9 protein-coding genes are annotated in these 13,301 nt (G+C 65.3%); 4 read left to right on the forward strand and 5 right to left on the reverse strand.

Annotated elements, in window-relative coordinates; all coding sequences use genetic code 11:
- Positions 1–71 precede the first annotated feature (71 nt).
- Entirely contained in the window at positions 72–1,112 is a 1,041-nt protein-coding gene (gene xylF, locus FP2506_RS03760) for a D-xylose ABC transporter substrate-binding protein (RefSeq protein WP_040488888.1), read from the reverse strand.
- Between the two features lie 147 nt (positions 1,113–1,259).
- Here xylF and FP2506_RS03765 point away from each other — a divergent pair, with 147 nt between their 5' ends.
- Genes FP2506_RS03765 through FP2506_RS03775 form a run of 3 tightly spaced genes read left to right on the forward strand, consistent with a single transcriptional unit; the run spans position 1,260 to position 5,646 of the window.
- Positions 1,260–2,537 (forward strand): ROK family protein, encoded by a 1,278-nt coding sequence (locus FP2506_RS03765; RefSeq protein ID WP_007066063.1) that lies wholly within the window; start codon positions 1,260–1,262, stop codon positions 2,535–2,537.
- On the forward strand, positions 2,534–3,991 hold the full coding sequence (locus FP2506_RS03770; protein WP_007066064.1) for a di-heme oxidoredictase family protein: 1,458 nt from the start codon (positions 2,534–2,536) through the stop codon (positions 3,989–3,991). The genes FP2506_RS03765 and FP2506_RS03770 overlap by 4 nt, the downstream gene beginning before the upstream one ends.
- Positions 3,988–5,646, forward strand: a complete 1,659-nt coding sequence (locus tag FP2506_RS03775; RefSeq protein ID WP_007066065.1) for a CRTAC1 family protein — start codon at positions 3,988–3,990, stop codon at positions 5,644–5,646. The genes FP2506_RS03770 and FP2506_RS03775 overlap by 4 nt, the downstream gene beginning before the upstream one ends.
- A gap of 71 nt (positions 5,647–5,717) precedes the next feature.
- On the opposite strand, the gene FP2506_RS03780 is transcribed toward FP2506_RS03775, so the two are convergent.
- The 4 genes from FP2506_RS03780 to FP2506_RS03795 all read right to left on the reverse strand — a co-directional run bounded on the left by FP2506_RS03780 (position 5,718) and on the right by FP2506_RS03795 (position 12,097).
- Entirely contained in the window at positions 5,718–6,065 is a 348-nt protein-coding gene (locus tag FP2506_RS03780) for a hypothetical protein (protein ID WP_007066066.1), read from the reverse strand.
- A 307-nt stretch (positions 6,066–6,372) separates the two neighbouring features.
- A complete protein-coding gene (locus FP2506_RS03785) occupies positions 6,373–9,846 on the reverse strand; it encodes an ATP-binding protein (RefSeq protein ID WP_007066067.1) in 3,474 nt (1,157 codons plus the stop codon).
- Between the two features lie 9 nt (positions 9,847–9,855).
- On the reverse strand, positions 9,856–11,094 hold the full coding sequence (locus FP2506_RS03790; RefSeq protein ID WP_007066068.1) for a metallophosphoesterase family protein: 1,239 nt from the start codon (positions 11,092–11,094) through the stop codon (positions 9,856–9,858).
- A 106-nt stretch (positions 11,095–11,200) separates the two neighbouring features.
- On the reverse strand, positions 11,201–12,097 hold the full coding sequence (locus tag FP2506_RS03795; protein ID WP_007066069.1) for a DMT family transporter: 897 nt from the start codon (positions 12,095–12,097) through the stop codon (positions 11,201–11,203).
- Between the two features lie 125 nt (positions 12,098–12,222).
- Here FP2506_RS03795 and FP2506_RS03800 point away from each other — a divergent pair, with 125 nt between their 5' ends.
- Entirely contained in the window at positions 12,223–13,290 is a 1,068-nt protein-coding gene (locus tag FP2506_RS03800) for an aldose epimerase family protein (RefSeq protein ID WP_007066070.1), read from the forward strand.
- Positions 13,291–13,301: the final 11 nt, after the last annotated feature.

A 13,301-nucleotide genomic window follows, 5' to 3' on the forward strand; every position in this document is an offset into this window, starting at 1 on the left:
GGGGGCTGCATGCGAAGGGCACCAATGGTCGGGCGGCCGCCCGAAATAGGCGGCCGCGCCGGGTCATGCGCTTATTCGCAGGCCGGAACCGAGCCCGGCTCGACGCCCTGGCAGACGGTTTCCTTCGAGACCCAGCCCGCATCGATGACGACGTCCAGGTTATCCTTCGTAATCGCCTGCGGTTCTAGGAAGATCGCCTGAAGCTCCATGCCATTCGGGCTCTCCCAAGCTTCTGTGCCCTCGACCTCTCCCATCGCCGTACCTTCGGCGAGCTCGAGCGCAATTTCGGCGGCACGCTTGCCAAGCTGACGGGAGTCCTTCCAGACGGAGACGGTCTGCGTTCCCTGTGCGATGCGGTTGAGCGCCGCATGGTCGCCGTCCTGGCCGGAGACCGGCACTGAACCGGCAAGTCCCTGGGCTTCGAGCGCGGCCACCGCGCCACCCGCTGTGCCGTCGTTCGAGGCGACGACCGCGTCGACCTCGTTGTTGTTGGCGGTCAGGATCTGCTCCATGTTCTGCTGCGCATTCGAGGGCAGCCATGCATCCGTATAGGCCTCGCCGACATTCGTGATCTTGCCGGAGTCGATGGCCTCTTGCAGCACTTCCATTTGCCCGGAGAACAAGAAGTCGGCATTCGGATCGGCTGAGGAGCCCTTGATGAAGGCGTAGTTGCCCTCGGGCTGGACCTTCTGGACTTCGCGCGCCTGGATGCGGCCGACTTCTTTATTGTCGAAGGTCAGGTAGAACGCGTTCGGGTCTTCGATCAGTCGATCGTAGCCGACGACCGGAATTCCGTTGTTGACCGCGGTCTGCACAGCGGGACCGATGGCAGCCGAGTCCTGGGCGAGAATGATCAAGGCATCGGCGCCCTGGCTGATTAGTGACTCGACGTCGGTCAGCTGCTTGGCGGCCGAGGACTGGGCGTCGGCCGAGATATAGCTGGCGCCTGCCGCTTCGAGGGCTTCCTGTATCGCTGCCTCATCGGTCTTCCAGCGTTCTTCCTGGAAATTCGACCAGGAAACGCCGACCGTTGGGCCGTCCTGCGCGACCGCGGCCGTCACCATACCGAACGACATTGCCGCGCCTGCAAGCGCGAACTTCAAGACTCTCATCGATTTCCTCCCTGGCGCGGCATCGCGCCTAACTCCTCGCCAGTCGCGTCTCCTCCGCACCGGCCAAGACTTTTTCCAAGCCTCGTAAAAAATGGTGACACCAAAACATAACTCTGTCAACATGGCCGGGAAACGAAGGTCGAGCGGATGGAAAAGCCGCCGGCTGCGACGGGAGGAAAGAACGCGGCGATGCTGTCGAAAACCGACGCCGAGAGCGTGCGCGCCCACAATCGGCGGATCGTAATAGAACATTTTCGGATCAACCGGCGATCGACGCGGCGCGCGGCTGCAGTCGCAACCGGGCTTTCTCTATCCTCGGCCTCGTCGATCGCGAGCTTGCTCATCCGTGACGGCCTGATCGGCGAGGTTCGAGAGCCAGAAGACGAACGAGCCACGCGTCGCGGTCGTCCCGAGCGGCAGCTCGAACTCGTCGGCGAAGCAGCGTGTGTGGCGGCCGCTCGGCTCGCCGTTGGCGAACTGGCGGTGCGCCTCTCGGATTATGCCGGCGAGGTTCTCGGCGAAGCCCGTTTCGAGGGGACGGTGGCCAACTGGTCGACAGAGGATGTTGTCCGGCACGTCGCAGACCTCCTTAACGAGGCTGCGAAGTTGGCAGGGACCGGCCGGGCTCTCCCCGTTAGCAGGCTCGTTTTCGCGGTTCAGGGCAAAGTCGATGCAGGGCGGCGGAGCATTTTCTGGTCGCCGGCACTCAAGGCCCGCAATCTCGGTGTCGCGACGGCGCTCGAGGCGCGTATGGGGGTTCCGGTCAGCGTCCACAACGATTGCTCGCTCATGCCGGAGGGCTTCCGCTGGGACGGTGACCTGATGCGACAGGGAGTTGCGACCGTCTTCATCGGGTTCGGTGTCGGCATGGGGCTCGCGACCCTGGGCGAGGGCTTTCTCGGCGAACGCCGTGCCTCCACCGAATTCGGTCATATCAACCACATCCCGAATGGCGCACTCTGCCGATGCGGCAATCGCGGTTGCATCGAAGCTTATGCCTCCGACTACGCGATCCTGCGCGCCGTCGGCGGGGCGCCACCCGATGAGATTATCGGACGCCGCATCGAGGAAGGCCTGATGCACAAGATCGCGGATCAGGCGCGTGGCGGCGACGAACGGGCGGCGGCCGCCTTCAACGCCGCGGGCCTTGCGATCGGCTACGGGCTCGGACGCGTCTTTACGCTGATCGATCCGCTGCCGATCGTCTTCACTGGCTCCGGGTCGCACGCGCTCGATCTTCTGGAGCCGGCAATCCGCTGCGGTATCCGTGAGAGCGCAATCGCCGGGGAGGGCGCTGACGTCTCTTTCACCGTGGTTCCAGACGCGGACGCTCTAATATTCGAAGCTGCCACGAACAGGGCGCTCAGCGAGCTAGACAGAAGCTTCGCCAATGGAGAGCTGCCAGGGGCAGAGGCTGCAGAATGAAGCCGAAACGATTTTCCTGTCTTTCTTCGAAGCTCACGCTTGCGTTGCTGGCGGGCTGCCTTGCTGCTGCGCCTGCGCGTTTCGCCGAGGCGGAAGGAAACACCCCACCGCCATGGGCGGAGCGTGCGATCCAGCAACGGATCGATCATGCGACGCTTCGCGGTCATCTGATCAAGCGCGACCTCGAAGCTCTGATCGCATCGGGCCGCGAACTCTTCGAAGCCCGCTTCACCACGCTCGACGGCGCGGGCCGCCCGCATGCGACGCAGGCGATCATTCCGACGCGGCACCGGCGCCCCGTTCAACACGCCTTCCAGCGGCTCGCCGGCCCGGATGCCAATGCCTGCGCGTCCTGCCACAATGAGCCGGCCACCGGCGGCGCCGGCGGGTTCGTTTCTAACGTCTTCGTTTCGGAAGGGTTCGAGAGCGCTGATTTCGACACCACGGACCCCCAATTCTCGAACGAGCGCGGCACCAATCATCTTTTCGGTGCGGGGCTGATCGAGCTTCTCGCGCGCGAGATAACGGCGGAGCTTCAGGCCCAGCGCGGCATGGCGCTGAAAAGAGCCCGGGCCATGGGGAAGCCGGTGACCGCCGATCTTGCCGCCAAGGGGGTCTCCTTCGGGGCGATCACCGCGTTGCCGGACGGCTCGGTCGATTTCGCAAAGCTCGAGGGGATCGATAGCGATCTGGTGCTTCGCCCCTTCAGCCAGAAGGGCGTGATGACATCGCTGCGACAGTTCACGGTGAATGCGCTGAACGATCATCACGGCATGCAGCCGTCGGAACGCTGGGGTGCGCGCTGGACGGGAACCGCCGATTTCGACGGCGACGGTGTCGACGAGGAATTCGGCGCCGGGGAGGTCTCGGCGATGGTCGCGTTCCAGGCGAGCTTGCCGGCGCCACGGCAGGCGGTGCCCGACGACGCTGCGTGGCGGGCCGCGGCCGAAAAGGGACGGAAGATCTTCGCCGATCTCGGTTGCGAAAGCTGCCACAAGCCGGCCCTGCCGCTCGACAGTCTGGCCTTTGTCGATCCAGGCCCCGTCGACACGGCCGGCACGTTGCGCACGGGCGATGTCGACAGGCCTGCCATCTACGATCTTGCGCTTCTCGACTGGGCGAAGACGCTGCCGCGCGACGAGAAGGGCCGCGTGCTCGTGCCGCTCTTCGGCGATCTCAAGCGTCATCGGATCGCCGATCAGGCCAATCCCGCGTTCGGCAACGAGACGCTCGGCCAGCGCTTCGTCGAGCGCGACGTCTTCATGACGTCGGAGCTGTGGGGGCTCGCCGATACCGCGCCCTACGGCCATCGCGGCGACATGACGACGCTTCACGAGACGATCTCCGCCCATGGCGGCGAAGCGTCCGAGAGCGCGAAGGCCTATCGCGATAGCCCGGAAGCCGAACGCTCCGCCCTCATCGCCTGGCTGAAGACCCTGAGGATCGAGCCGTGAGGTATGCCGGCGTTCGCAAGGTCGCTGTCGCCGTTCTCGTCTGTGCCTGCCTCGTCGGCACCGCGTCCGCCGATCCCGTGTCTTTTGCCGGCGATACGCCGCTCTTTGAGGAAGAAGCTCGGGCGGCCGGCATCGTGCACGTCTATGACGGGCCGTGGGAGTTCTTCGTCGGCGGCGGCGGAGCGGCGTTCGATTGCGACGGCGATCGCAAGCAGGACGTCTTCCTTGCCGGCGGCCGCAATCCGGCGCAGCTTTACCGCAACGTCTCGCCGACCGGCGGGCGTCTGGCCTTCGAGCCCGTCGGCGATTTCGGGATTGCCTCCGGCGATCTGGAGAAGGTGACGGGCGCCTATCCGCTCGATATCGACCAAGACGGGCTTCAGGATCTTGTCCTTCTGCGCGTCGGCGCGAATCTAGTGCTGAAGGGCAGGGGCGAATGCCGGTTCGAGGACGCGACCCGTGCCTTCGGCGTCGATCCGGGCCGCGACTGGACAACCGCTTTTTCCGCGACCTTCGAAGCCGGCAGCCGTTTTCCAACGCTTGCTTTCGGTAATTACGTCGATCGCGCGGCCCCGGGCTCGCCCTGGGGAACCTGCTCCGACAACGTGCTGATGCGGCCGGGGGCGGACCGGGACGAGCCGGACTATTCCGAGCCACAGCGCCTCGCACCGGGCTATTGCGCACTGTCGATGCTGTTCACCGACTGGAACCGCACCGGTGAGCCGGCACTGCGCATCACCAACGACCGGCAATATTATCGCGGCGGCGAGGAACAGCTTTGGCGTGTTGAGCCAGGCCGACCTGCGCGGCCCTATCGCAAGGCCGATGGCTGGCAGCATCTGTCGATATGGGGCATGGGGATCGCAGCGGCCGATCTTGATGGCGACGGCTGGCCGGAATATGCGCTCACCTCCATGGGCGACACCAAGCTGCAGGTGCTGGACCGCGAGATCGAGGACGTGCCGACCTATCGCGACGAGGCCTATGATCGCGGCGCGACGGCGCACAGGCCCTACGAGGGCGACGAAGGCAAGCCGTCCACCGGTTGGCATGCGGAATTCGCCGACTTCAACAACGATACGAATTTCGATCTCTTCATCGCCAAGGGCAATGTCGAGGCGATGCCCGACTTCGCGCGCTACGACCCGGACAATCTGCTGATGGGCGATTTCGAGGGCGCCTACACCGAACGGGGCGATGCCGCCGGACTCGCCCTTCCGACCAAGGGGCGCGGCGCGCTGGTCGCCGACTTCAACCTCGACGGCGCGCTCGATCTCCTGGTGGTCAATCGTAGCGGCCAGGCGAGCCTCTTCCGCAATCGAGGCGGCATCGCCGAACACGGAACAAGGCCGCTCGGTAATTTCCTCCATGTCGCGCTGAAACAGTCCGGCGGCAACCGGGATGCGATCGGCGCGAAGCTCGCAGTGCGCATCGGCGCGCGGACGCTGATGCGGACCATCGATATCGGCGGTGGTCATGCATCCGGAACCAGCGGTTTCGTGCATCTCGGGCTCGGCGTCGCCGAGCGCGCTCAGATCCGCGTGCAATGGCCGGACGGCGAGTGGAGCCACCCCTACCGGGTCTTCGCGAATAATTTCGTCCTGATCGATCGCGAGGAAGACGCCGCACGCTACTGGTATCCGGCGGAAGACTGAGCAGGAAAAGACAAAGCCCTCGGCGTGGGAGGATCGCCGAGGGCGTTTACGGGTGCCGGGAGTGCTACGACTTATTCGGCGATTAGCGATGCACGGAGATCGGGCTTCTTGGCGATGGAGAGCGTGTCGCCCGAGCGCTTGATCGTGACGAACTCTGCTTCGCTGTTGGCCTGGCCAGGCACTTCGACGGTCATTGACTGGCCGTCCCGCAGGTTGGCGCGCGTGCGGATAGGACGCTGGCTGTCCTCTGCCGAGAGCGTCGCGACGACTTCGAATTCGCCGGCTGTCTCGGTGTAGTAGACGGAGCCGTTGACGCCGCCGAGCGACACGGCGTGTCCCTGATTGGCGGCGATGTCGTCCGCCAGCGCGGGCATGGAAAGGGCGAGGGTCGTAGCAGCTGCGAAAAGAGCGGTTCTCATATCTGGATGTCCTGATCGAATGAGCGGGTGCAGCGTCGATGCCCCGGTCGGGCCCGAAAATTACTGGCCGCCCCGCTCGACTTCCAAGCTATCCAGCCATGCTGCGCTGCACAATACGCTGAGCCTGCCTTCTCAGTATGTCTCGATTTCGCCAGGCGCATAACTCGCCGCATCGGGTAGGGTTGGTCTCTACCGTTTGGGTGAGAGACTATTCCCGGTAGGCTCTTCTGCAATCCGGGGCAGGATTTAATGCCCCGGAACGCAGGAACAGTCCTATCCGAATTGCGCTCAGCCACGACCGACGCGTTCAGGTCATCTCAATAATATCCGCATCGCTACCCAACCGATCCTTCGCGATCTCCACCACGCTGCGATGATGGGCGAAGAGGATCGGCTGCATGTGCTCGCTGGCATCGGCCAGCGTCTGAAGCCCCGCCGCCGTGCGTTCGTCGTCGAAGGTCTGGAAGATATCGTCGCCGACGAAGGGGATCGGCTCGTTGCGGGTTGCGTAGTCCTCGATGAAGGCGAGGCGAAGGGCGAGGTAAAGCTGGTCGCGGGTCCCGTCGCTGAGATCGTTGATCCGCAGCCGCTCGCCGTTCTTCCGAACCGTGATAAGTCTGGCCACGTCGTTCTCGTCGAACTGCTGGGAGAGCGAGGGAAAGGCGCCGTCGGTGAGGCGGCTCATGCGTTCGCCGGCCCGGCGCATCAACGGCGCGTCCTGGCTCTGGCGATGTTTGTCGAGGGTGGCCGAGACGAGATTGGCTGCGATCTTCAGGACCGCCCAGCGGCGGGCGAGGTCGAGCATCTCGGCTTCCACCGCCTTCTGCTCGAAGACAGCGCCCTCGGCGCCCTGGCCGCGCGACAGCGCCTCCTTCTCGTTCCTCTTTTCGCGGAGTTCGGCATAGGTCTCGTTGGACCGGGCCGTGAGATCGCGCTCCTCGGATTCAGTTTCCGCAAGATCCAGATCGGCGCGCGAGGGATCGAAGCCTTCGAGCGCCTGCCGCACCTCGGCTTCCGTCCATGCGGGGGCGATGTCGACGAGGCGCGCGCGCGATTGCGTTGCCGCGTCCCGCAGGCGATCCCGTTCGCCGAGACGCCGGATCAGCTCCTCGGGCTCTGCACCCTCCGGACAGGGTGCGAGAAGGTTCGTCAGGTGGGTCTCGGCCGCGTACGCCGCGCTCTGCCGGTGTTCGAGATCGCGCCGCGCGCGCTCGAGCGCTGTCCAGCGTTCGGCTAATTTGGCTTTCGCGCTGGAGGCGGTCTCGCTCGCCTCTTCGAGCTCTTCGACGGCCCGCTCGGCGGAAAGCTCGGCCAGGGATGGGGCTATGGCGGAAACGAGGGCGCGGGTCAAGTTCTCGAACCGTCCGGCGTCCCGCTCCATGCCGCGAACGCGCTCCTGCCGGTTGACCCGCTGGCGTTCGATGCCGGGGAGCTCGCGCCAGAGCGCGATCACCGCCTCCGCTTCGTCCGGCGCTCCGCCGTCCACCAATCCCAATGCCGCGAAGGCCGCGTCCGCCTCGCTGCGCCAAGCCTCCATGCGCTTGGCGATTTCGGCAATCTGGCTCTCCAGCCGCTCTATCCGTCGCTGAACGTCGCTTTTGCGCTCGGCGTGGCCGCGGCTTTCCAGCCAGGCATCCGTCACCTCGTAGATCCGTTGCTCGACGGCGCGCAGGAGCGGCAGCGTCGCGAGCGACTCGGGATCGTCGATCCAGAGCTGCTTGGCGAGGGCGAGGAGGGCGGTCCGCAGATCCTCTTCGCGCCGTTCGGTCGAGGCCAACCGGTCGGCAAGGCTTTCGTTCTCGCGATGGGCCGCGCGAAGGTCGCGCATCGCCTTGAGCCAGACGATCATCCTGTCCGGTTCGGCGGCGTCGATCCCAAGCGCGGCGAACGGGGCGGCGAAATCGGACCGAAGACGGTCTCGTTCGGCGTATCGTGCGGCCAGCGCTTCGTCGAGCGCTGTCGCTTCGGATTGAAGGTCGACATTCCGGGCAGTGAGATCCGTATAGCGCTGGACGCGTTCGACATCGGCGAAGGCGGCGTCCGCGAGCCCGTCCGCTCCGCGGACCCGCGCGGTGAACGTCTCGACGAGGGCGAGCGCCCCGGCAGGATCGAGGCGCTCGCCGGTGCCGAGTGTCGAAGCTGCAATCGGACGGAAGGCTTCGTCGCGTTCCCGCCGCGCCGCAGCGATGCTCTCCCGCGAGGGAATGTCACCGCCGCGTTCGGTCTCGCGAAGTTGTCTCGCATTTCGCGCGATCTGGTCGCGGAGCCGGGCAAGCGCGGCTTCGTCTTTCTCGATCGCGCGATCGCTGGCTTTGAGCCGTTCGGCCACTTCGGACACTCCTTCAGCCGAGGGAAGGGCCATCGCCGTGAGGGCGTCGAAGTCGGCGACGGCCGGATCGAGGCCGAGCGCCGCGTCGCGAATGCGGCGCGCCTCGGTGCGATGCTCGAGATCGAGATCGCGCGCTTTTTCGACCGCCTCGATCTCCGGCCGCAGGGCTGCGAGACGGTCCCTGTGCGGCTTCGGGTCGGCGAGGCGGCCGGACGGCGCCTGACGGTCGAGCGCCGCCTCGTTCTCGCGCTCTTCGGCGAGCTGCTTTTCGAGGCCGGCCCGGTCCCGCATCAGGCTTCGGCCATGCTCGGCCAACTGCTCGGAGCGGGCGAGGGCGGCATCGGTCGGTTGTTCGGGCAGGCCGGCTTCGCTTGAAAGCCCCAGACGTTTCAGCCTCTCCTCGATGTCGTGGGCGAAGCCGCGCTGTTCGCGGGCGACCGCCGGCAGGTCTTCCTTCGTCTTACGATAGTTTCCAAGCTGCTCGTGAAGGGCGCTGATCGCCTTGCCGTGGTCGAGCACGTTCTGGTCGACCGCGATCTCGGCGACGGCCTCTTCGGCATCTCGGATTCGCCCCGTTGCCTCCTCGAGGGCCTTTGCCGAAAGAATGCGGTCGTCCAGCGCCTTTTCGAGCGCTCCGGCATAGCCCTGCTTGAGGTCCCTTAGGTCGTCGTGGGCTACGAGCTTGCGCAGTGTCGCGTCGATTTCGCCGATCACCGGACCGAGCTTCTTCATGGTGGAGAGTTCCTGGCGGCGTTGCATCAGCGAGGCGAGCCGTTCCTTCTCCTCCTCGTGCTGGCGTTCCAGCCGCTCGATTTCGGCATTGAGCGCCTTCCAGTCGCCGGCGCGCAGCTCTGTCTCGCGCACTCTTTGCCGGGCCGCGTCCCAGCGTTTGGAAAGTTCGTTGAACTCTTTCGTGCTCGCTCGTGGCGCGTAGAGGTCCGAGGCGTCGGCTTCGAATTGCGCGCGCAGCTCGCGAAGCCCTGTCAGGCCTGAGGCTGCGGCGAAGAGACTGCCGCCGAGTTCGCCGTCGCTCGCGAGCATTGCCTCGGCACCGGCGCGGAGCCGGTCGGAGTCGAGACCGAAGGCGCTTTCGAAGACCTGTCTGTTCAGCCCGCCCAGGAAGCTCGCGAGAGTGTCGTCGCGCAGCGGTGTCTCGGTGTCGTCGTCAGCGAGCAGCGTCGCCTTGTTGCCACGGCGGCGGCGAAAGGCGAGCTCGGACCCGTCGCGCGCTGCGATCGTCGCGGCGATCCGCAGAGCGTCCGCCCGATGCAGGAAGTCGTGCGTCTTCTGGTGCGGAAAGCCGAAGAGCAGCGAAGACAGCGCCGAGAGGGTCGTCGACTTGCCGGCTTCGTTCGGCCCGTAGACGATGTGAAGTCGCGCGTCGGGCCGGAACGCGATCTCGCGATCTTCGAAGGCGCCGAAGCGCAGGAGATGGAGGCGCTTGAACCGCATGGCTTTGGTCTAGGCCTCGATCTCGACACGGGCGAGCAGCACCTCGCGGGCCTCCGCCAAGAGGTCGTCCGTCGTGCCGAGAGGCGTCTCGCCGCTTCCGATCCCGCCTGGCAGTTTGGCGGCGATCTGGCGAACGATGTCGTCCACCTCTTGGCGGCGTTCTTCGTCGCCCAGTACCTCGGCCAGCATTGCCTCAATATCGATCGAGCGGTCGATCGCTGGGATCGCTTCGTCGGTCGGTGCAGTCGCGCTCACGACAAGCTTTTCGAGCCAGGCATCGGGATGATGATGGTGGCAGGCCGCCTCGATCTCGTCGGCGAGCATCACGCGGTTCGCGACGAGCTTGCGGCGGAAACGGCACGTTCCGGTGAGTTCGATGCGCATGGCGAGAAGCCGCTCGCCTGCCGCCTCCGCCTCGGCTTCGAAGGCTGCCGCGACCGCATGGGCGATGGTGCCCGGCTCTTCGTGATCGCTGATGTCGACGACGAGATGCGACCATCGGGCCTCGTCCAGAACCACCGGCTCGATCCCCTGCACCCGTCCGTCCTCGACGGACACGAGCACGGCGCCTTTCGCCCCGGTCTCGCGGATGCTGCGGCCCTGGAGATTGCCCGGGAAGACGATGTGCGGGTCCTCGCTGACGATCTCGAATTCGTGGACATGGCCGAGCGCCCAGTAGTCGTAGCCGCGATTGCGAAGGTCCTCGGCAGAACAGGGCGCGTAGACGTCGTGCGGCGGGCGGCCGGTCAGCGATGTGTGCAGGACGCCGATGTTGAAGAGACCGGCGATTGGAGCGGGATAGGCGAGGGCGAGGTTTTCCTGTGCCGCCCGTTCGGCAAAACCCTGGCCATGGAGCGCGACATCGAGGTGGTCGAACCGGATTGTGGCCGCCTTGTTGGTCGGGAACTGCTGGACGCTGTCCGGCAGCGGCACGCTCTTGGTGACGACGCTTTCCGCATCGTGGTTGCCCCGAAGAAAGACGACCTGAATGTTCGCCTTGGCGAGCCGCGCGACCTCGCGGTTGAAGAAAAGGCCGACGGAATTGTCCTTCCATTCGCCGTCGTAGACGTCGCCGGCGATCACCAGAAAATCCACCTGCCGGTCGATCGCCTGGTTGACGAGCTTGGTGAACGCGCCGCGCGTCGCCTGCGCAAACCGAGCTGCGATCGCCGCGTCCTTGACGGCAAGGCTTTGGAACGGGCTGCCGAGGTGGAGGTCGGCGGCGTGGATGAAGGTGAAGCTCGACAAGGGTGGAACTCGTGACGCGGATGCAGGCGAATCGAGCCCTATCCTACATGATCCGCCGACGCGAGAGACAGGGTCCCGTCTAGGTTTTCCAGCGTCTTATCGGATTTCAGCCGCTCGGTGTAAGCGGCGTTTCGGCAATGGTCGCCTCGCGCTTTGCGACTTGTCGTTCCCGAAAGAAGATGAAGAGGCCGGAGCCGATGATGACGAAGGCGCCGAGAAGCGTCGTCCACTTCGGAAACTCGTCGAAGAACAGGAAGCCAAAGAGCGTCGCCCAGGGCAGCATCGTATATTGCAGCGGCGCGATGGTCGCCGCGTCGCCCAGCTTGAAAGCCCGCGTCACGCAGAGATGGGCTGCGAGCGCGACCACGCCAAGGAAGCTGAGTGCAAGGAATCCGGCCACGGTTAGCGGCGTCCAGGCGACGAGCGACAGGACGATACCCGCGGCCAGCGCGCCCACCGTCTGCCAGAAGACGAGCACCGAGTCGGGCGTTTCGCGAAGCGAGCGGGTCGTCAGCATCATCAGCGCGAAAGCGAGGCTGCCGAAGATCGCGATCGGCGCCCCGCCGGAAAAGGTTTCAGCTGAGGGCTGCAGGACGATCAACACGCCGCCGAAGCCGATGAGGATCGCCGTCCATCGGCGCAGTCCCACGGTCTCGCCCAGAAGAAGCGGCGCCAGCGCTGCGACGAAGATCGGCGCCGCCAGCCAATAGGAGAGCGTTGCGGCGAGCGGTAGATAGGCGAGGGCAGCGTAGAAGGCCGTCACCTCCGCAGTCGCGAAAATGGTGCGAAGTATCTGTTGGCCCGGCCGCTCCACTTTCACGAGCGAGCGGAACCCTACCCGCCAGACCAGTGGTAGGAGAATGATCAGCGCGGCGACGGAGCGGAGCAGGAGAACCTGGCCGACCGAGTAGGTCTCGACAAGAAATTTGCCGAGGGCGTCGTTCGCCATGAAAAGGAAGATGCCGACCAGCATCATGAGGATGCCGAGCGTCGCCCGGTCCATCCGTGTCACGATCGATGTCGCGGTCGTATTCACCCTTCGCTCCTCTAACTGCCTGATGCCGGCACTTCGTGTCGCCAGACGAGGCGCTATCGCAGAAGTGCGGGCGGACGGAAAGGGATGGGACAATGACCGGGTTGCGACGCTATCGCTTCGGCAAGCTTTCGAACGGCGAGGAGGTGGAGGCTTTCGATCTCGAAACCGATGGGCTCGCGATCACGCTGATGAGCTTCGGTGCGACGCTCCAGGCGATCCGCGTTCCGGACAGCAAGGGCCGGGTAGAGGACGTGACCCTGGGCTACGACGAACTTGCGATGTACGAGACCCATCCGCAGCATTTCGGAGTTTCGGTCGGCCGCTTCGCGAACCGTATCGCGAAGGGGCGCTTCAGCCTTGATGGGCGGGACTATCAGCTCGAAACGAATAACGGGCCAAACCATCTCCACGGCGGCTCGTACGGCTTCGGCGTCACCAACTGGCGCGTTGCCGAAACGGGCGAGACGCCGCATCCCTTCGTCACCTTCGCGCTGACGAGCCCGGACGGGGACGGCGGCTATCCCGGCACGCTTGAAGCCCGCGCGACCTACGCGCTGACGGGCCCGGGCGAACTGACACTGACCTATGAGGCTGAGACCGACGCGCCGACGATATGCAATCTCACGAACCACGCATTCTTCAATCTCGGCGGCGCACTGTCTGAGCGCGACATCCTCGGCCACGAACTGACGCTTGCGGCCGATCGCTTCCTGCCGGTGGACGAGACCTGGATTCCGACAGGTGAGGTGCGGCCCGTCGCTGCCACGCCGTTCGATTTTCGGGAGAAGAAGCTGCTTTCGTCTGGTGTCCGCGACGGCGGCGACACGCAGGTGCGGATTGGACGAGGCTTCGATCATTGCATGGTGCTGGCGGATGAGACCCGTGCCGAACCGCAATTTGGCGCGCGCATCGAAGACCCTGTGACCGGCCGCGCGATGGAGATGGCGACCACCGCGCCTGGCATCCAGTTCTACTCCGGCAACTTCCTGAACGGCAGCATTCCGGGAAAGGGCGGCAGGCTCTATCGCATGGGCGATGGCCTCTGCCTGGAGCCGCAGCTCTTTCCCGACAGTCCGAATCAGCCAAGCTTTCCGTCGGCTCGGCTCGATCCGGGCGAGACCTTCCGGCAGGTCTCGCGCTATCGCTTCTTTACGGCCTGATCGGCGCCGAA

Source organism: Fulvimarina pelagi HTCC2506, assembly GCF_000153705.1.
GTDB classification, from domain to species: Bacteria; Pseudomonadota; Alphaproteobacteria; order Rhizobiales; family Rhizobiaceae; genus Fulvimarina; species Fulvimarina pelagi.